Source organism: Kaistia granuli DSM 23481 (assembly GCF_000380505.1).
Classification (GTDB): domain Bacteria; phylum Pseudomonadota; class Alphaproteobacteria; order Rhizobiales; family Kaistiaceae; genus Kaistia; species Kaistia granuli.
Map to the genome: position 1 here is coordinate 538,187 of NZ_AQYH01000010.1, position 18,130 is coordinate 556,316.

The 18,130-nt window shown below is 66.4% G+C and carries 17 protein-coding genes; 11 read left to right on the forward strand and 6 right to left on the reverse strand.

Going from position 1 to position 18,130, the window contains the following annotated elements:
- Positions 1–8 precede the first annotated feature (8 nt).
- The 3 genes from G342_RS0117650 to G342_RS0117660 all read right to left on the reverse strand — a co-directional run bounded on the left by G342_RS0117650 (position 9) and on the right by G342_RS0117660 (position 2,606).
- Entirely contained in the window at positions 9–1,124 is a 1,116-nt protein-coding gene (locus tag G342_RS0117650; RefSeq protein WP_026304566.1) for a winged helix DNA-binding domain-containing protein, read from the reverse strand.
- A gap of 5 nt (positions 1,125–1,129) precedes the next feature.
- Positions 1,130–1,756, reverse strand: a complete 627-nt coding sequence (locus tag G342_RS0117655) for a LysE family translocator (RefSeq protein ID WP_018184500.1) — start codon at positions 1,754–1,756, stop codon at positions 1,130–1,132.
- A gap of 103 nt (positions 1,757–1,859) precedes the next feature.
- The gene (locus G342_RS0117660; protein WP_018184501.1) at positions 1,860–2,606 is read right to left on the reverse strand and encodes an LOG family protein; all 747 of its coding nucleotides are present in this window, start codon (positions 2,604–2,606) and stop codon (positions 1,860–1,862) included.
- A gap of 132 nt (positions 2,607–2,738) precedes the next feature.
- Between G342_RS0117660 and G342_RS0117665 the strand changes: the two genes are divergently transcribed.
- Positions 2,739–3,548, forward strand: coding sequence for an aminoglycoside phosphotransferase family protein (locus tag G342_RS0117665; RefSeq protein ID WP_018184502.1), 810 nt, complete (start codon positions 2,739–2,741; stop codon positions 3,546–3,548).
- A gap of 51 nt (positions 3,549–3,599) precedes the next feature.
- On the opposite strand, the gene G342_RS0117670 is transcribed toward G342_RS0117665, so the two are convergent.
- Positions 3,600–4,427, reverse strand: coding sequence for a DUF3626 domain-containing protein (locus G342_RS0117670; protein ID WP_018184503.1), 828 nt, complete (start codon positions 4,425–4,427; stop codon positions 3,600–3,602).
- 302 nt (positions 4,428–4,729) lie between these two features.
- Between G342_RS0117670 and G342_RS0117675 the strand changes: the two genes are divergently transcribed.
- The 5 genes from G342_RS0117675 (at position 4,730) to G342_RS0117695 (ending at position 9,866) form a co-directional block, all read left to right on the forward strand.
- A complete protein-coding gene (locus G342_RS0117675) occupies positions 4,730–5,689 on the forward strand; it encodes a substrate-binding domain-containing protein (RefSeq protein ID WP_051094292.1) in 960 nt (319 codons plus the stop codon).
- A gap of 235 nt (positions 5,690–5,924) precedes the next feature.
- Positions 5,925–7,463, forward strand: a complete 1,539-nt coding sequence (locus G342_RS0117680) for a sugar ABC transporter ATP-binding protein (RefSeq protein ID WP_018184505.1) — start codon at positions 5,925–5,927, stop codon at positions 7,461–7,463.
- Between the two features lie 19 nt (positions 7,464–7,482).
- Positions 7,483–8,502, forward strand: coding sequence for an ABC transporter permease (locus G342_RS0117685; protein ID WP_018184506.1), 1,020 nt, complete (start codon positions 7,483–7,485; stop codon positions 8,500–8,502).
- A 210-nt stretch (positions 8,503–8,712) separates the two neighbouring features.
- Entirely contained in the window at positions 8,713–9,561 is an 849-nt protein-coding gene (locus G342_RS0117690) for a DUF2092 domain-containing protein (protein WP_156830995.1), read from the forward strand.
- Positions 9,558–9,866 carry a hypothetical protein gene (locus G342_RS0117695; RefSeq protein WP_156830996.1) on the forward strand — a complete coding sequence of 103 codons (309 nt, stop codon included), beginning with the start codon at positions 9,558–9,560 and terminating at the stop codon, positions 9,864–9,866. Before G342_RS0117690 ends, G342_RS0117695 begins: the two co-directional genes overlap by 4 nt.
- A gap of 113 nt (positions 9,867–9,979) precedes the next feature.
- On the opposite strand, the gene uvrA is transcribed toward G342_RS0117695, so the two are convergent.
- Positions 9,980–12,907, reverse strand: a complete 2,928-nt coding sequence (gene uvrA / locus G342_RS0117700) for an excinuclease ABC subunit UvrA (protein WP_018184509.1) — start codon at positions 12,905–12,907, stop codon at positions 9,980–9,982.
- 286 nt (positions 12,908–13,193) lie between these two features.
- Between uvrA and G342_RS0117705 the strand changes: the two genes are divergently transcribed.
- On the forward strand, positions 13,194–13,700 hold the full coding sequence (locus G342_RS0117705) for a single-stranded DNA-binding protein (protein ID WP_018184510.1): 507 nt from the start codon (positions 13,194–13,196) through the stop codon (positions 13,698–13,700).
- 115 nt (positions 13,701–13,815) lie between these two features.
- Here the strand turns inward: G342_RS0117705 and G342_RS0117710 are convergent, their stop codons facing one another.
- A complete protein-coding gene (locus tag G342_RS0117710; protein ID WP_018184511.1) occupies positions 13,816–14,943 on the reverse strand; it encodes an iron-containing alcohol dehydrogenase in 1,128 nt (375 codons plus the stop codon).
- Between the two features lie 144 nt (positions 14,944–15,087).
- Here G342_RS0117710 and G342_RS24540 point away from each other — a divergent pair, with 144 nt between their 5' ends.
- From G342_RS24540 to G342_RS24550, 4 genes are all read left to right on the forward strand, one after another.
- Positions 15,088–15,624 carry a mismatch-specific DNA-glycosylase gene (locus G342_RS24540; RefSeq protein ID WP_018184512.1) on the forward strand — a complete coding sequence of 179 codons (537 nt, stop codon included), beginning with the start codon at positions 15,088–15,090 and terminating at the stop codon, positions 15,622–15,624.
- Positions 15,625–15,661: 37 nt separating this feature from the next.
- Positions 15,662–16,414: an MOSC domain-containing protein gene (locus tag G342_RS0117720; RefSeq protein ID WP_018184513.1), complete on the forward strand. Its 753-nt coding sequence runs from the start codon at positions 15,662–15,664 to the stop codon at positions 16,412–16,414.
- Positions 16,415–16,509: 95 nt separating this feature from the next.
- A complete protein-coding gene (locus tag G342_RS24545; protein ID WP_281170464.1) occupies positions 16,510–17,298 on the forward strand; it encodes a glycosyltransferase family 25 protein in 789 nt (262 codons plus the stop codon).
- A gap of 57 nt (positions 17,299–17,355) precedes the next feature.
- Positions 17,356–18,129 (forward strand): glycosyltransferase family 25 protein, encoded by a 774-nt coding sequence (locus G342_RS24550; RefSeq protein ID WP_018184515.1) that lies wholly within the window; start codon positions 17,356–17,358, stop codon positions 18,127–18,129.
- Position 18,130: the final 1 nt, after the last annotated feature.

Here is an 18,130-nt window from a genome sequence, read left to right on the forward strand (position 1 = left end):
CGACGCGCTCAGCGCGCGTCGACGAACCGGATTTCGTGCGCCGTCGCGTCTGGTTCCAGGAAGGGGAGCAGGGCCTCTGCCTCCCGTGCCAACGCTGAGCGGTCCTTGCCGGTGAGCCTCACCAGCGGCGTGATCGTCATCGTCGCCCGGCCCTTGTCGCGGTCCAGCCGCCAGCTCCCGCCCGCCATGCCGTCGAGCAGGAACGCCGGCAGCAGGCCGTTCTCCTTCTTGAAGTGCGCGCGGTGGGCATCTTCCAGGATGCGGCGCCGGTCGTCATGTCCGAGCAGCACGTTGTCGTAGTCCGGCAGGAAGCGCGCCGGGGCCTCGATATCGGCTCCGGGCCTGGGTGCATCCGGCAGGTCGTAGAGAATGCGGTTGTCCTCGTCGCGGAATTCGACAAGTTGCGGCCTGAGCCGCGCCAGCGCGCCGGCGAGCCGCGTCAGCCCCGACCAGGCCTGCATGTCGGCGACCGAGGCCGGTCCGAAGGCGGCCAGATAGCGCGGGATCATCGCATCCGGCGCATCGTCCTCGGCAAGCCGCTCGCCCGTCCAGCTTTCGATCGTTGTCGAGATCGCCAGCCCGCCCTGGCGCCAGAGACCGCGCGGCGTCACCTGCACCAGCGGCAGGATCGCGCGCACCGCCTGCGACAGCGCATGGCCGTCCCTGTCCTGAAAATGAGGCGCAAGAACGTCGGATAACTCCTTGTTGGATCGTGGTTTTTCTTCAAGTAGTCTTCGGCCCGTCTCCATCAGCGCCGCCATGTCGACGCCGGCCAGGGCCTTCCCGTAGACGCTGCCGGGCGTCATGTTGCGCTCGAAGACCTTCTGCAGGACAGGGCGCAGCCACAGCGCGTCCCGGACGGTGACGAGATGCAGCGTGCCGCGCATCAGCGCGATGCGGACGAGTTTTCGCGAGCGCGTAAGTTCCGAGACGGTTTCGGGATCGAAATCGCGCAGCCGCGACCAGAGCGCGACATAGGGATTGCCGGGGATCTGCGACTGCAGTCCGAGCAGATGTTCCACCGCCGCCTCGGCCGGTAGGTCGACGCGTTCGAGCAGCATCTGGCGGGCCAGCAGCGCCCGGTTGAGGGCGCGGCGCAACAGCGTGGCTGTTGGCCCCGACATCCCGATCAGCGCGCTTCGAGCAGCAGGCGGATGCCGAGTACGCCGATCACGGCGCCGGCGGCGCGGTCGATCCAGCTCTTGGCGCCGAGATAGAGTGCGCGCGGCCGCGACGACGAGAAGGCGAGCGCCACCAGCGCGTACCAGGCCGTTTCCTGGACGAAGATGAGTGTAGGCAGCGTGAGGTCGAGCCAGAGCGGCCTTGCCGCCGGCAGCAGCGCCGCGAAGACCGCGCCGAACACGGCGATGATCTTCGGATTGCTCATCTGGGTGGCGAGCGCCAGCCCGAAGGAGTGGCCGAGGCTGCTGCCGCCCGAGCCGCCATTGCGCACCACTTCGACCGGGTCCTTGGCGCCGCGCCAGATCCGGACCGCCAGATAGACCAGATAGAGGCCGCCGGCAATCTTCAGCACGGTGTAGAGGCCGGCCGCCTCGGTCATCAGCGTGCGCAGGCCGAGCAGAGCGAGCGTGCCGAAGATCATCGCGCCGACGCCCATGCCGAGGGCGGCGGCGATGCCGTCGGCCCGCGACTGCGCCACGGCCGTCCGCACGACGAAGACGAAGCTCGGACCGGGACTGATCGCCCCGATCAGCAGGGCCCCGAGAATGGCGAAGAGCGCGGCAAGCGGGGTCATGGCGGTTCCTTCGGGCAGCGGGCCGGATGGCGCGGCGTCCCGAAGGATTATCCGGCGATCCCCGGCGCGACAAGTCGCGCGAGGGATCACGCAGCGGCGGCGGCTATTCGCCCGCCTGCTCGCCTTCATGCAGGCCGACGCCGGCGGCCGCGAGCTTTTCCCAGACCTCTTCGGCCGTCTCGGCGAAATCGAACAGCTCGAGATCCCTGGCGGCGATCATGCCTTCCTCGACCAGGGCCTCGAAATTGATGACCTTGGTCCAGTAGGCGCGATCGAACAGCACGATCGGGATCGCGGGCGCCTTGTTGGTCTGGCGCAGCGTCAGCATCTCGAACAGCTCGTCGAAGGTGCCGAAGCCGCCCGGGAACACGATGAGCGCATTCGCCCGCATGGCGAGATGCATCTTGCGCATGGCGAAGTAGTGGAAGCGGAAGGTGAGTTCCGGCGTCGAATAGGTGTTGGGAACCTGCTCGTGCGGCAGGGTGATGTTGAAGCCGATCGTCGGCGCGCCGGCTTCGGCGGCGCCACGATTGGCCGCTGCCATGATGCCGGGGCCGCCGCCCGTGGCGATGACGTTGTCGCGGAAGGTGCCGTTCGAGACGAGGGCGCCGCCGCGCTCCGAGACGATACGGCCGACCGCGCGGGCTTCTGCATACCAGCGCGAATGCTCGCCGACACCGTCCTCGTGAATGCGGGCGCTGCCGAACACGACGATGGTCGAGCGCACGCCCCACCGGCGCAGGACTTCCTCGGCCTTGGCATATTCGAGCAGGAAACGGACGCCGCGCATCGAATCGCCGAGCAGGAAATCGCTATCGAGGGCCGGCAGGCGGTAGGACGGGGAATCCATCTGGGGCGTATTGGGATTTTCTTCAGTCATCTCGCTATCGCATCAGGAATCAAAACCGGAGTATGCCGCGCGGGAGCGGCCGGTGATAGCGCGGGAGCGCCGGATGAAGCCGCCAGCGATGAAAGGGACCGCATGTCGCACGCTGCCACGCCGTTCGAGATCTATCTGCGGCGCTGGTCGCTCGTGCCGGACGGAGCGCCCGTCGTCACCCATACCAGCGAATTGCTGCCCGTCCGTCGCGACGGCGAGCCGCTGATGCTGAAGGTCTCGCAGGCCGAGGAGGAACGCTTCGGCGGGCTGCTGATGCTCTGGTGGAATGGCGACGGCGCCGTACGGGTCGTGGCGCATGACGAGGACGCGCTCCTGATGGAGCGCGCCGTCGGCTCGCGCTCGCTCGCCGATATGGCGCGGCGGGGGGAGGACGACGAGGCCAGCGCCATCCTCTGCGCCGTCGCGGCCCGGCTGCATGCGCCGCGCTCCGAGCCGCCGCCGGCGCTGCAGCCGCTCGACGCGCGGTTTCGCGCCCTGTTCGCCGGGGCCGGGCAGGGCGGTGTGCTCGCCGAAGCCGCCGCGACGGCGCGGGCCCTGCTCGACAGCCCGCGCGACATCGGCGTGCTGCATGGCGATCTGCACCACGACAACGTGCTCGATGCCGGCCGGCGCGGCTTTCTCGCGATCGACCCGAAGCGGCTTCTGGGCGAACGCGGCTTCGATTTCGCCAATCTCTTCTGCAATCCCGACGCCGCCGTGGCGCTCGCGCCCGGCCGCCTGGCGCGGCAGGCCGGCATCGTCGCGGCGGCGGCCGGGCTGGATCGCCGGCGACTGTTGCAGTGGATCCTGGCCTATGCCGGCCTGTCGGCGGCCTGGCATGTCGAGGACGGCACCGATCCCGACCTGGCGCTCCGGGTCGCCGCGCTGGCGCTGGCCGAGCTGGACCGGTGAGCGCACGGAGCGGCGCTGGTTACGCGAAGACGCGATAGGGGCCGTCGGTGCTCAGGGGTGCCCGTATCGCGCCATGCAATGCCAGACCCATTTCGCCGTCTGGTAGTCGAGCCGGCGATCGCGGGCGCGCCACAGGATCTCCGGCGTCACGATCCCGCTCTCCGCGATCCGCGCGATGGCGCTGGCGGCGTCCGGTCCCCGAAATTGTTCGCAGTCGGCGATCCGCTCCAGGGGCAAGCGAAAGCCGTCGTGCCATTCCACCGTGCAGCCGAGCGAACCCGCGACTTCCTCGATCATCGTGCCTCGAAACGAGGGATCGAGGACGAGGGCGTCGACATCCCTGTCGATATGCAGGGGGCCATGGACGTGAGCTTCGATGTAGTTGTCCAGCCACGGATCGAGGTCCCTGCTATTCGCCTTGGCCATGGTGACGAGCGGGCCGGCATCGCCGACGGCGAAATCGCTCGGCTGCCAATGGCTGTCCGGATAGCAGAACGATGTGCGCGAGCGGACATGGGGCGCGAGGCGAAAATGGGAGGAGCCGAAGCGACGCGATCCGCCGACGGGATCGTCGCGATAGTTCAGGGCGCCATATTTCGGCCGGAAGGAGGGATCGCCGTCGTCATAGGCGCCTCCGAACATCCGGCTCTCCCAATTCCAGCGGTCGCCGCCACGATAGGCCGTCAGACCGCCGCTGCTGGTGCCTGTCTCGAACTGAGAGCGATAGGTGCCATGCTGGGCGAGGAACTCGATGACCGTGCTGTCTGCAACGCCGATATCCGGGTGGAAATTCAGCGTGATCGGATGCGCCGCGCCGTCCGGTGCCGGTGCGGAGAGCTGGCGTAGATGGGTGAGCGCGCGTTCGACGAAGTCGTTCATGGTCTCGCGTGCATATCAAGGGCGGGATCGAAGTTCCACTGATCCACCGCCAGGGATGCATGCCGCCTGCGCTGGCGATGCCATTTCGACCCTTTCCTGTTCGCGTCTGCCGTAGAGGCGAGAGAGTATCCGGGCATGGATGACCCAGAGGACCCGCCTTCGTCTATTTGTGCAGTGCGAGATGAGATTGGCCGTCTTTTGCTCAGCGCGTGCAAAGTTCATAAATCCGTTTGAATGGTGGATCAACCTGCGGCATGCTCACCTTCAGCCCCAATTCAAAGAGGGCATGGGAGGGAAATAGAATGTCGAATATTGCAAGGTCAGTGCTTGCTGCCGGTGCGATCGCGCTCGCGGCCATGTCCACCGCGCCGACGCAGGCGGTCGCGCAGGAAAAGATCGAGATCCTGACCTCGGTCCCGGGCCTGACCTTCCCGTTCTTCGTCCACATGATGAACGCATTCAAGGCCGAGGCCGAGAAGCAGGGCGTCACGGCGATCGAGAGCGATGGCCAGGTGTCCTCGCCCAAGCAGACGGCCGACGTCGAAGCGGCGATCGCTCGCGGCGTGAAGGGCATCGTCATCAGCCCGAACGAAGTCGACGCCATGGCGCCGGCGCTGCAGCAGGCCGTCGAGGCCGGCATTCCGGTCGTCACCGTCGACCGTCGCGTCGCGCAGGTTGAAGGCATTCTCGGTCATATCGGCGCCGACAATGTCAAGGGCGGCGAAGCCCAGGCTGAGCTGATCATGAAGCTCTATCCCGATGGCGCCACCATCGTGAACCTGCAGGGCCAGTCGGGCGCCTCGCCGGCGATCGACCGCAACAAGGGCCTGCACAACGTCCTCGACAAGGCGGCCGACAAGTACAAGATCGTGTTCGAGCAGACGGCCGGCTTCGATCGCGCCAAGGGCCTCTCGGTCACCGAAGCGGCGCTCGCCGCCCTGCCGGAAGCCCCGAAGGTCATCGTCGCCGCCAATGACGACATGGCGCTCGGCGCGATGGAAGCGGTGAAGGCCCGCAATCTCTCGGGCATCGCCATCATCGGCTTCGACGCTCTGCCGGAAGCGCTCGGCCAGGTTCGTGACGGCGGCCTGACCGCCACGATCGAGCAGTTCCCGGGCAAGCAGAGCGCCATGGGCGTCGACATGCTCGTCGACTTCATCAAGAACCAGAAGAAGCCGGCCGAGGCACTCACCCTGCTCACGCCGGTCGCGATCACCAAGGACAACCTCAACGTCGCCGAGCGTCTCAGCGAACTGAAGTAGTCCCCGGGATCCGGGGCGAGGGCGTTTCGCGCGGTCAGCGCGCGGAACGCCTTTGTCGTCTCTGGCCCTCGCATCGGCCACGCCGAGGGGCCTCCCGGATCTTCCACGACGCGCCGCGCCGGACATTTCGATATCGGATTCAGGCGCGCCCGCCGCGCCATCCCGTCCTGCCGTCTCGCTCGCTCCCCTGTCGGGGAGGGCGGACGTTCCCGTGCTCCATCGCAAGCGAAGACCGATGACCGATCCTGAAATCCTCCTGAAGATGACCGGCATCGCCAAGAGCTTTCCCGGCGTCAAGGCGCTCGATGGCGTCGATCTCGAGATCGCGCCCGCCGAGATCCACGCGCTGCTTGGCGAGAACGGCGCCGGCAAGTCGACCCTCCTGAAGATCCTCGCCGGCGCGCAATCGCCGGACCGCGGCACGATCTCGTTCGAGGGGAACGACGTCACCCTGCCGACGCCGCAGGCGGCCCAGAAGCTCGGCATCGTCACGATCTATCAGGAATTCACGCTCGCCCCCGACATGACGATCGCCGAGAACGTCTTCATCGGTCGCGAGCCCGGTTCCCGCCTCTTCCTCAACTGGTCGAAGATGGCGGCGGAAACGCTGAAGCTGATCCGCCGCATCGGCCTCGAGCGCAGCCCGATGACGCTGGTACGCGACCTCTCTGTCGCCGAGCAGCAGATGGTCGAGATCGCGCGGGCCCTGTCGATGCATTCGCGCGTCATCATCATGGACGAGCCGACCTCGGCGCTCAGCCTGGCCGAGGTGGACAAGCTGTTCCGCATCGTCCGCCAGCTGAAGTCGGAAGGCATCTCGATCATCTTCGTCACCCACCGGCTCGAAGAGGTGATCGAGATCTGCGATCGCTTCACGGTGCTGCGCGACGGCCGCAATGTCGGCGCCGGCAAGGTCAGCGAGATCACCATCGACGGCATCATCCGCCTGATGGTCGGCCGCGAGGTCAACGCGCTGTTCGCCCATCGCGAGGATAGCGGCGCCGGCGAGGTGGCGCTCGCCGTCGAAGGGCTGACCCGCCGCCGCAGCGCGCACGACCCGCACGCCACCGAGCTGCAGGACGTGTCGTTCCATGTGCGGCGCGGCGAGATCCTCGGCATTGCCGGCCTCGTCGGGGCGGGGCGCACCGAGACGGCCCGGGCGATCTTCGGCGCCGATCCGTTCGATTCCGGCCGCGTCCTGATCGACGGCCAGCCGGTCGACATCCGCTCGCCGCGCGATGCGATCAAGCATGGCGTCGGCCTGGTGCCGGAGGACCGCAAGCAGCAGGCGCTGTTCCTGAGCCAGGCGATCCGCACCAATCTCTCGATCGCCGCCCTCGACCGCATCGACCGCTTCGGCCTGTTCATCGACGAGCGCAAGGAGCGCAGTCTCGTCGAGGAATACCGCAAGCTGCTCAACATCCGCATGGCGAGCATCGACCAGGCCGTCGGCAATCTCTCCGGCGGCAACCAGCAGAAGGTGGTGCTGGCCCGCTGGCTGGCGCTGCGGCCGAAGGTGCTGATCGTCGACGAGCCGACCCGTGGCATCGACATCGGCGCCAAGGTCGAGGTGCACAATCTGCTTTTCGAGATGGCCCGCTCCGGCATCGCCGTGATCGCCATCTCGTCCGAACTTCCCGAGGTTCTCGCGGTCGCCGACCGGATCGTCACGATGCGCGAAGGGCGCGTCACCGGCGAGGTCATGCGGGCCGACGCGACCCAGGAAAAGCTGATGACCATGATGACGCTCAGCGCCGCCGGCCGAGCTGCGTGACCCAACAAGGAATACGGTAATGACGGACGTGAAACGAGAAACGGCGGAAAACGCGGGCTTCGACCTGTTCGGGGCGCTGGCGCGGTTTGCGCCGCTGATCTTCCTGATCGCCCTGATGATCATCTTCGCGGTGCTCGAACCGCGCTTCATGTCGTCGATCAACCTGTTCAACGTGATGCGGCAGGTGTCGATCACGGGTCTGCTGGCGATCGGCATGACCTTCGTCATCCTGACCGCCGGCATCGACCTGTCGATCGGCTCGCTGCTGGCCTTCGCCGGCCTCGTCGCCGCCGCCGTCGCCAAGGGCGGCATGCAGGACCGCTTCACGGTAGGCGAGGGCGTTATCGGCTATGGCTGGCAGCTGGCAGCACTCGCCGCGATCGCGGTCGGCGTCTGCGGCGGGATGCTGCAGGGTCTCGCCATCACGCGGCTGAAGGTGCCGCCCTTCGTCGTGACGCTGGGCGGCATGTCGGTGTTCCGCGGCGCGGCGCTGCTGTTCGCCGCCGGCGGCCCGATCTCCGGCTTCCAGCCCGACTATACCTGGTGGGGCCAGGGCAAGATCGGCCCGGTGCCGGTTCCGGTCATCATCTTCCTGGTCGCGGCGCTGCTGGCCCATATCGCGCTGCGCTACATGCGCTACGGCCGGCAGGTCTATGCGGTCGGCGGCAATCCGGAAGCGGCGCGGCTATCCGGCCTCAACGTCAACTGGGTGATCTGCAGCGTCTACGTCATCATGGGCTTCTTCGCCGGCCTCGGCGCCTTCGTGCTGTCGGCCCGCCTGAATTCCGCCGAGGCCGTGGCCGGCACCGGCTACGAGCTGACCGTGATTGCCTCGGTCGTCATCGGCGGCACCTCGCTGTTCGGCGGCGTCGGTACGATCTTCGGTACCGTGATCGGCTCGATCCTGATCGGTGTTCTGCTGAACGGCCTCGTGCTGATGAACGTCTCGTCCTACATCCAGCAGATCATCATCGGCGTGATCATCGTCCTGGCGGTCGCCTTCGACACCTTCGCCAAATCGCGCCGCCGCAAGGCGTAGGCGGATCGGCACAAGCCGGTCGCCTGGAAAACACGAGACATGGCCGCGCTTCTGCGCGGCCATGTCCGTTTTGGGCGCGGCACGCGCTGTCGTCACGATCGCGCGAAGTCGAACGGGATGGTTCCTGTTCCGGCGATAGTGTCGTAACGTCAACCTGCTATCTGGCCGCGTGGCCGACAGCGTCTTGCCAACGACCCTGAGGAGGAAGCAATGCTCAAGCATGCACTGACGCCACCAAAGGGATCGGGAGGCGGGTGGCGGATCGCGGTTGTGGCTGGCATCATGGCCTTCGCGGCGACGGGCCAGCCCGCCTGGGCCCAGGATGCCAAGCAGGCAGACGCTGCCGCCGAGCAGAACCGCCAGGAAGCGATCGAGATCGTCAAGGGCATGGCGAAGTATGTCGGTGGTCAGAAGAACATCGACATCGAGTACGACAGCGCCCTCGAGGTTGTCTCGCCACAGCTGGAGAAGCTCCAGTTCAACAGTTCCGGCGAGGCGAAGATCAGCCGTCCCGACCAGTTCCGGGTCAGCCGCACCGGCGGCTATGCCGATGTCGAGCTGATCTATGACGGCAAGAGCGTGACCGTGTTCGACAAGAATACGAACACCTATGCCAGCGAGCCGATGACCGGATCGATCGATGAGGTCGTTGACCGGCTGCGCAACGCCTTCATGCTCGACCTTCCGGCCGCTGACCTTCTCGTCACCGATTCCTTCAACGCGCTGATGGCCGACGTCGTCGACGCCAAGCATATCGGCAGGGGCGTCATCGACAATGTCAGCTGCGAGCATGTCGCGTTCCGCAATGCCGACACGGACTGGCAACTCTGGGTCGAGACCGGCGCGCAGCCGATTCCCTGCAAGATGGTGATCACCAGCAAGGCCGTGACCGGCGCGCCGCAATACACGATCCAGTTCACGGACTGGGAGACCGGCGACGCCTTCCCGCCGGGCACCTTCACCTTCACGCCCCCCGCCGGCGCGAAAAAGGTCGATTTCAACGCGCTCTCCGGCATCGACGAGATACCGCCCGGCGCCACGGCAGGAGACACGAAATGACTCGAATTACCCATAGTCCCCTACGCGCCCTGGGCATGGTCGTGGCCATCGTCGCCGGCGCCGGCGGCCTGTTCATCGGTGAGGAGCCGACGGCTTATGCGCCGTTTTCGATCGTCAGCCAGGCAGAGGCCCGCGTCGGCCGGCCCCTGACTCCGGTGAGCTATGCCGGCGTCGCGCGCCGGACGACGCGACGCGCCGTTGTCGGTACTGCGGCCGTCGCCGGAACCGCCTATGCGGTGGCCCCGCGCGCCGGCTGCATCGAGGCGATCGACGCTTATGGCCGCACCTATTGGCGCTGCCCGTAGCCTCAGACCCTTTCACGTTCCCGCTGGCAACGGTGTGCGATCCAAAAAAGACCCCGCCGGTTGGCGAGGCCCCGTTTGGGCCGGGCAGCCGCCGGCGGTGCTGCGGCGAGGGGCTATTCCGCCGCAACCGCCTTGCGCTTGCGGGCTGTGAGCTTGGCCTTGTCGAGCACCGGCTTCAGGAAGTGGCCGGTATAGCTGCGCGGTTCCTTGACGACATCCTCCGGCCGGCCGACCGCGACGATCTCGCCGCCGCCATCGCCGCCCTCGGGGCCGAGGTCGATGATCCAGTCGGCCGTCTTGATCACTTCGAGATTATGCTCGATGACGACGACGGTGTTGCCCTGGTCGACCAGCGAATGCAGCACTTCCATCAGCTTGGCGACGTCGTGGAAATGCAGCCCCGTCGTCGGCTCGTCGAGGATGTAGAGCGTCTTGCCCGTGGCGCGGCGTGACAGTTCCTTGGCGAGCTTGACGCGCTGCGCCTCGCCGCCGGAGAGCGTCGTCGCCGGCTGGCCGACCTTGACGTAGCCGAGCCCGACTTCCTCCAGCGTCGCCATCTTATCGCGAATGCCGGGCACCGCCTGGAAGAACTCGCGCGCCTCCTCGACGGTCATGTCGAGCACGTCGGAGATCGATTTGCCCTTGAACTTGACGTCCAGCGTCTCGCGGCTGTAACGCTTGCCCTTGCAGACCTCGCAGGTGACGTAGACGTCGGGCAGGAAGTGCATCTCGATCTTGATGACGCCGTCGCCCTGGCAGGCCTCGCAGCGGCCGCCCTTGACATTGAACGAGAAGCGGCCCGGCCCGTAGCCGCGCACCTTGGCCTCCGGCAGGCCGGCGAACCATTCGCGGATCGGCGTGAACGCGCCGGTATAGGTCGCCGGGTTCGAGCGCGGCGTGCGGCCGATCGGCGACTGGTCGATGTCGATGATCTTGTCGATGAACTCCAGCCCCTCGATCCGATCATGCGCGGCCGGGTGGATGTGGGCGCCGTTCAGCCGCCGGGCGACGGCGGCATAGAGCGTATCGATCAGGAAGGTCGACTTGCCGCCGCCGGAGACGCCGGTGACGCAGGTGAAGGTCCCGAGCGGAATGTCGGCCGAGACGTCCTTCAGATTGTTGCCGCGCGCGCCGATGACGCTGATCTGGCGTGTCTTCGAGATGGCCCGGCGCTTCTCCGGCACCTCGACCGACAATTCGCCGGTCAGATACTTGCCGGTCAGCGAATTCGGATTGGCCATCACCTCGGCCGGCGTGCCCTTGGCGATGATCTGGCCGCCATGCACGCCCGCTTCCGGGCCGACATCGACGACATAGTCGGCCGTCATGATGGCGTCCTCGTCATGCTCGACGACGAGCACGGTGTTGCCGATGTCGCGCAGGTGGCGGAGCGTCTCGAGCAGCCGCTCATTGTCGCGCTGATGCAGGCCGATCGACGGCTCGTCCAGCACGTAGAGCACGCCGGTGAGGCCCGAGCCGATCTGTGAGGCCAGCCGGATGCGCTGGCTCTCGCCGCCCGACAGCGTGCCGGAATTGCGCGACAGCATCAGATAGTCGAGGCCGACATCGACGAGGAAGGAGAGCCGCTCGCGGATCTCCTTCAGGATGCGGACGGCGATCTCGTTCTGCTTCTCGTTCAGCTCGGCCGGCAGGGTCTCGAACCAGCGCGCGGCGTTGCGGATCGATAGTTCCGTGATCTGCGAGATGTTGCGGCCGGCGATCTTGACCGCCAGCGCCTCGGGCTTCAGCCGCGCGCCGCCGCAGGCCTTGCACGGCGTCGAGCCCTGGTAGCGCTCGATCTCCTCGCGGGCCCAGTTCGATTCCGTCTCGCGCCAGCGCCGCTCGAGATTGGTGACGACGCCCTCAAAGCTCTTCTGCGTCTTGTAGGAGCGGGTGCCGTCATTATAGACGAACTCGATCTCGCCCTTGCCGGTGCCGAACAGGATGGCGTTCTTGGCCGCCTCGGGGATCTCGTCCCAAGGCTTCGTCATCGAGAATTCGTAATGGCGGGCGATTGCTTCCAGCGTCTGCGCGTAATAGGGCGAGGACGACTTGGCCCAGGGCGCGACGGCGCCCTGCTTGAGCGAGACGGAGCCGTCCGGCACGACCAGGTCGGGATCGATCTTCTTCTCGGAGCCGAGGCCGTCGCATTCCGGGCAGGCGCCGAACGGATTGTTGAACGAGAACAGCCGCGGCTCGATCTCGGCGATGGTGAAGCCGGAGACGGGGCAGGCGAACTTCTCCGAGAAGATGACGCGGCGCTCATTGCCCTTGTCGTCCTTCTCGTCGGCATATTCGGCAATGGCGATGCCGTCCGCGAGCTCCAGCGCTGTCTGGAACGAGTCCGCCAGCCGCGCCGAAATATCGCCGCGCACGACGATGCGGTCAATGACGACGTCGATGTCGTGCTTCAGCTTCTTGTCGAGGACCGGCGCCTCGTCGATCTCGAAGAAGACACCGTCCAGCTTGACGCGCTGGAAGCCCTTCTTCTGCAGCTCCGCCAGCTCCTTCTTGTACTCGCCCTTGCGGCCGCGGATCATCGGCGCCAGCAGATAGAGGCGGGTGCCCTCCGGCAGCGCCATGACGCGGTCGACCATCTGGCTGACCGTCTGGCTCTCGATCGGCAGCCCGGTCGCCGGCGAATAGGGGACGCCGACGCGCGCGAACAGCAGGCGCATGTAGTCGTAGATCTCGGTGACGGTGCCGACCGTCGAGCGCGGGTTCTTCGAGGTCGTCTTCTGTTCGATCGAGATGGCGGGCGACAGGCCGTCGATCTGGTCGACGTCCGGCTTCTGCATCATCTCGAGGAACTGGCGCGCATAGGCCGAGAGACTCTCGACATAGCGGCGCTGGCCCTCGGCGTAGATCGTGTCGAAGGCGAGCGACGACTTGCCAGAGCCCGACAGGCCGGTCAGCACCACCAGCTGGTCGCGCGGAATATCGATGTCGATATTCTTCAGATTGTGCTCGCGCGCGCCCCGTACCGAAATGAACTTGCCGGAGGTCGCGCCGGATGACCGCGCGTCAGCATGCTGAGCCATGTGTCGTCTATCCAATGGAAGGGGCGGGCGCGGCAGCGCCAAGGCCCAAATTTAGGCTATTGGCCTCTCCATACAAGGAGGCGGCCCAGATTGTCGCGGCATTCGAGTGACTCACCTGACGCGATCTTGCCAGTTCAGCTGGAATTGTCTAGAACAAAAAGGGAACAATGTGAGGTAAGGCTCCCCAGGCTCAATTGTCTGATGTGGACAAGGCCGGATTGTCGCGGGCGGGCCGTGTCATTTCGGGATAGTTTGGGGTCAGCAAAGAGGCAAGAAGGAACAGACCATGGCCGGAAGCGTCAACAAGGTCATTCTCGTCGGCAATCTCGGGCGCGACCCCGAAGTGCGGCGCATGAATTCGGGCGAGTCGGTCGTCAATCTGAACATCGCGACGTCTGAGAGCTGGCGCGACAAGCAGAGCGGCGAGCGCAAGGAAAAGACCGAGTGGCATCGCGTGGTGATCTTCAACGAGAACCTCGCCAAGATCGCCGAGCAGTATCTGAAGAAGGGCTCGAAGGTTTACGTCGAGGGCCAGCTGCAGACGCGCAAGTGGACCGACCAGCAGGGCGCCGAGAAGTTCACCACCGAGATCGTGCTGCAGCGCTTCCGCGGTGAGCTGACGCTGCTCGACGGACGTTCGGGCGGCGGCGAGCAGTCGGACTACCAGGGCGGCGGCGGCAGCGATTTCGGTCGCTCGAGCCCGCTCGAGGCTCCGCGTGGCGGCGGCCAGTCGCGCCAGCCGGCGGCTTCCTCGTCCTACGCGGCCGACCTCGACGACGACATCCCGTTCTAGGGTCGTGGGCGCTTCTCTCCCGTGTGAGAGAGGCCGATCCTCGCGGATCCCGAATGAAGACCCGGGAAGCGGCCGCTTCCCGGGTTTTTTGTTGGTGACCGCCTGGCGTCGCCGCCTACACCATCACTTCGTCGAGGATGGCGCGGAACTCGTCCGCCGTCGCGGCGCGCGGGTTGGTGGCGTAGGAATGGTCGGCGAGCGCCCGCTCCACCACCCAGGGCAGCACGTCGTCGGTGACGCCGAGCGTCCTGAGGCCGGCAGGGATGCCGAGCCGGCGGTTGAGCGCGTCGAGTTCGTCGGCGAGATCGGCCGTCTCCGGCAGCCCCATCGCGGCGGAGAGCCGGCGGATCTTCTCCGGCACCGTCTCCCGGTTGAAGCGCACGATCGGCGGCATCAGGATCGCATTGAGCGTGCCGTGATGCAGGCTCGGGCTCTTGAGGCCACCAAGCGCGTGGCTCAGCGCATGCACGGCGCCGAGGCCCTTCTGGAAGGCGAGGCCGCCCTGCAGCGCGCCCATCATCATTTCGCTGCGCGCTTCGAGATCGCCGCCATTCGTGCAGGCGCGTTCGATGTGATCCCAGATCCGCCGGGCGCCGTCGAGGCCGATGGCGTCGGCAACCGGATTGATGCGCGGCGACAGGAAGGTCTCGATGCAATGCGACAGGCCGTCCAGGCCGGTCGCGGCGGTCAGCCCGCGCGGCAGGCCGAGCGTCAGCTCGGGATCGCAGATGGCGCGCTTCGGGATCAGATGCGGGCTAATGAAGCCGAGCTTGCGGCCGTCGTTCAGCGTCAGCAGCGCGGCGCGACCGACTTCGGCGCCGGTGCCGGCCGTGGTCGGCACGGCGAGGATCGGTGCCACCTTGCCGCTGATGCGGGCGACGCCGCCATAGATCGCCGCATAGGGCTCGAGCGGGCCCTCATGGGTCGCGAGCAGGGCGACGCCCTTGGCGAGATCGATCGGCGAGCCGCCGCCGACGGCGACGACGCCGTCGCAGCCCTTGGCCCGATAGACGTCGAGCGCGGCGAGCACGGCCGCCTCGGTCGGGTTGGTCGGAATGTCGAGGAAGACCGGCGCGCCGGCGGGGAGCAGGGCGGTCACGCGGTCGAGCAGCCCGGAAGCCTGAAGGCCGCGGTCGCTGACGACGAGGGGGCGCGTCACGCCGAGGGTGGCGAGGGCGTCGGGCAGGACCGACACCACGCCGGGGCCGAACTCGATCTGGGTGAGGTAGTTTATCGTGCTCATGCGTGTCTCTTCCCGGGTCTCTCTTGCGGGCCGCGGCCCGGCGGGAGAGTGGCAGCTATGGCCGCGAAACGACAGATGGTTTTTGCGCGCCGGGTGCATTAACGATCGACTCGCTCACGAGGCGAGAAAAAGGAACCCCGATCGATGCCGATCTTGCCGGATGTGCTGGCGCCGGGCCTCCGGATCGTCTTCTGCGGCACGGGCGCCGGGACGTGGTCGGCGCGAGTTGGCGCCTATTATGCCAATCCGGGCAACAAGTTCTGGCCGACACTTCATGCGGTCGGCTTGACGCCGCGCCGGATCGCTCCGGCCGATTTCCGCGCGGTTCTGTCCTTCGGCATCGGTCTCACCGATGTCGCCAAGGAGCATATCGGCCAGGATACGGCGATCGATCTCGCGCTCGTCGACGCGCTCGCGTTGCGCGCCAAGATCGAAGCGCAGGCCCCGGCGATCCTCGCCTTCACCTCGAAGCGCGCGGCGAGCCTGTATCTCGGCCTGCCGACCGGCGCGATTCCCTATGGCCGGCAGGAGACGCGGATCGGCGCCACCGAGCTCCATGTCCTGACCTCGCCCTCCGGCCAGGCCGGGCCGCACTGGTCGATCGAGCCGTGGCGCCATCTCGCCGGCGCCGCGCCGCCCTGGACTGGACAAACCGGCGGGACTTTGCTCCTCAATGATTGAACGCGCCGGCCGCCAGAAGGCCGGGACAGGAGACCGGATGCCCCAGATTGCCTCGCTCTACCGCTACCCGGTGAAGGGCTTCTCGCCGGAGAAGCTCGACATGGCCGATCTGCGTCCGCTTCATCGTTTCGACGGCGACCGGGTCTATGCGGTCGAGAACGGGCCCTCGGGTTTCGACCCGGAGGCGCCCGGCTATCTTCCCAAGGCGAAATTCCTCTGCCTGATGAAGAATGCGCGGCTCGCCGCGCTCGATACGCATTTCGATCACGCTACCCATGTCTGGACGATCGACGGCCATGGCGAGCGTTTCTCCGCCGATCTGTCGGATCGGCGCGGCCGCATCGCGACCGAGATCTTCCTCGCCGACTTCATGGGTGACGAGCGGCGCGGGCCGCTCAAGGTGCTGTCGGCGCCCGGCCATGCCTTCACCGATGTCGGCAAGCCCTATGTGTCCTTCATCAATCTCGCTTCAGTGGCGGCCATCTCCGCCATGGTCGGCCAGGAGGTCGATCCCCTGCGCTTTCGCGCCAACATCAATCTCGACGGGCTGCAGCCCTGGCAGGAGCTGGAGCTGGTCGGCCGCGAGGCGCGCATCGGCGACGTCCGGTTTCGCTTCACCAAGCGGACCCAGCGTTGCGCGGCGACCAACGTCAATCTGGAAACCGCGATGCGCGACCTCGACATCCCGAAGACGCTGCTGCGCGAATTCGACCATATGGATTGCGGTATCTATGCCGATGTGCTCGAGGGCGGCCGCATAGAAGTCGGCGACAGCCTCCGCTTCGCCTAGCCCGGCCGACGCGTGCGCCGAAAGTGCGGCCAGGCCCATGGAAACCGCCGCCGACATTCAGTAGCTTGCCGCCGAGGATTCGAACGGGGTGTGTTGTGCGGGCCGTAGTCATCAATCTGGATCGTTCGCCGGAGCGGCTGGCAATGTTCCGCGATCAGGCGGAGCGCCTGGGTTTCGCCTTCGATCGGCTCGCCGCCGTCGATGCGCACAATTGCACGCAGACGCGAGGACGGTTGACACCGGGCGAAATCGCCTGCTTCGAGAGCCATCGCAAAGCTTGGCAATTGCTGGTTGACAGCGGCGAACCCTGGCTGGCGGTTTTCGAGGACGACGCGCTGCTGGCGCCTCCGATCGCCACTTTGCTGGCGTCGGATCGCTGGATCCCCGCCCAATCGGACATTGTGAAGCTGGAGACATTCGAGGCCCGCGTGGCGATCGCTGCCAAGGGGATCTCGGTCGAAGGGGTGTCGCTGCATCGGCTGCAGACTGCCCATTGCGGCTCCGCCGGCTACATTCTGTCTAGGCAGTGCGCGATCGATCTGCTTCGGCAAACCAAGAACTTCACTCGGCCGGTGGACATCGTCTTGTTCGATCATGAGCATGAGGTCAGCCGAAAGCTCCAGATTCTACAGATGGTCCCGGCCGTCTGCATCCAGGAGCGTTTCATCGCAGATCGAGTGCAGCAACTGCCCAGAGCAGACAGTCTGATTTCAAGATCGGAAGTGGCACCTGCCTCACCAGGGCAAAGTGGCCCGTTGACGAAGCTGAAGCGTGAAGGCACGCGCATCATGCGGCAGTTCAGCAGTCCCATGCGTCTGTCGCGGTTGGTCCGGCGTGCCTTGCAGCCGTCGCGCCATTTGGTAGTTCCCTATATCGAGGCGTGACTTATCAGATAGGTGCCGGGTCCTATCTGAAATCGGCTCTCGCGACTGAGGCGTTTGATGCGGGCGTATTTGATCAATCTCGACCGGGCGACCGAGCGGCTCGCTGCCTTTAGCCGGCAGGCCGAGCGCATCGGATTGGACTTCGAACGGATTGCCGCCGTTGACGCGTCGACGATCGTGGCGGTGCCGCCCGGAATGTCCCCCCCCGCCGTCGCATGCTTCGCCAGCCATCGCGTCGCCTGGCAGAAGCTGGTGGCGGGGGATCATGCCTGGTGCGCCGTCTTCGAGGACGACGTGCATCTGAGCCCTGATGTCGTGGGCCTTCTGGCCGACGAGCGCTGGATTCCCCACGGTGCGGCGCTGGTCAAGCTGGAGACCTTCTCCTATCCGATCAAGGTCCGTCGCAAGGGCGTCGCCGTCGGCGGTCGGCGCAAGCTGCACGAGTTGCTGACCTATCATTGCGGCACGGGCGGCTATGTGATCAGCCGCGAATGCGCCCGCACGCTGCTGGCAGTCACGGCGAATATGGAGCGCCCGGTGGACGACGTCATGTTCGATCTCGCCGTCGCGCGCTCGCTGGATCTCGCGGTGCTGCAGCTCGTTCCGGCCGTCTGTGTCCAGGATTGCGTGCTGGCCGAGATCGAGGGCCGCGCCGTCTTGCATGAATCGCAGATGCAGTCCGTCCCCAAGGTCACGCCGCCTCGCTTGAAGGGCATGGCTAAGCTGGCCCGCGAACTCGGCAGGATCGGGCGACAGGCCCGGGACTTCGCAAAACGAATTCCGCAGGGCACAGCCTGGCGGCGCACGCTGACCGTGCCCTATGAGCCCTGAC

Bases quoted from the DNA above. Each gene is read 5' to 3' on its own strand.
- G342_RS0117710 (WP_018184511.1), bottom strand. From the start codon at position 14,943: ATGAGCACGATAAACTACCTCACCCAGATCGAGTTCGGCCCCGGCGTG.
- G342_RS0117665 (WP_018184502.1), top strand. From the start codon at position 2,739: ATGTCGCACGCTGCCACGCCGTTCGAGATCTATCTGCGGCGCTGGTCG.
- G342_RS24540 (WP_018184512.1), top strand. From the start codon at position 15,088: ATGCCGATCTTGCCGGATGTGCTGGCGCCGGGCCTCCGGATCGTCTTC.
- G342_RS0117705 (WP_018184510.1), top strand. From the start codon at position 13,194: ATGGCCGGAAGCGTCAACAAGGTCATTCTCGTCGGCAATCTCGGGCGC.
- G342_RS0117655 (WP_018184500.1), bottom strand. From the start codon at position 1,756: ATGACCCCGCTTGCCGCGCTCTTCGCCATTCTCGGGGCCCTGCTGATC.
- G342_RS0117650 (WP_026304566.1), bottom strand. From the start codon at position 1,124: ATGTCGGGGCCAACAGCCACGCTGTTGCGCCGCGCCCTCAACCGGGCG.
- G342_RS0117690 (WP_156830995.1), top strand. From the start codon at position 8,713: ATGCTCAAGCATGCACTGACGCCACCAAAGGGATCGGGAGGCGGGTGG.
- G342_RS0117670 (WP_018184503.1), bottom strand. From the start codon at position 4,427: ATGAACGACTTCGTCGAACGCGCGCTCACCCATCTACGCCAGCTCTCC.
- G342_RS24550 (WP_018184515.1), top strand. From the start codon at position 17,356: ATGCGGGCGTATTTGATCAATCTCGACCGGGCGACCGAGCGGCTCGCT.
- uvrA (WP_018184509.1), bottom strand. From the start codon at position 12,907: ATGGCTCAGCATGCTGACGCGCGGTCATCCGGCGCGACCTCCGGCAAG.
- G342_RS0117660 (WP_018184501.1), bottom strand. From the start codon at position 2,606: ATGGATTCCCCGTCCTACCGCCTGCCGGCCCTCGATAGCGATTTCCTG.
- G342_RS0117685 (WP_018184506.1), top strand. From the start codon at position 7,483: ATGACGGACGTGAAACGAGAAACGGCGGAAAACGCGGGCTTCGACCTG.
- G342_RS0117680 (WP_018184505.1), top strand. From the start codon at position 5,925: ATGACCGATCCTGAAATCCTCCTGAAGATGACCGGCATCGCCAAGAGC.
- G342_RS0117695 (WP_156830996.1), top strand. From the start codon at position 9,558: ATGACTCGAATTACCCATAGTCCCCTACGCGCCCTGGGCATGGTCGTG.
- G342_RS0117675 (WP_051094292.1), top strand. From the start codon at position 4,730: ATGTCGAATATTGCAAGGTCAGTGCTTGCTGCCGGTGCGATCGCGCTC.
- G342_RS0117720 (WP_018184513.1), top strand. From the start codon at position 15,662: ATGCCCCAGATTGCCTCGCTCTACCGCTACCCGGTGAAGGGCTTCTCG.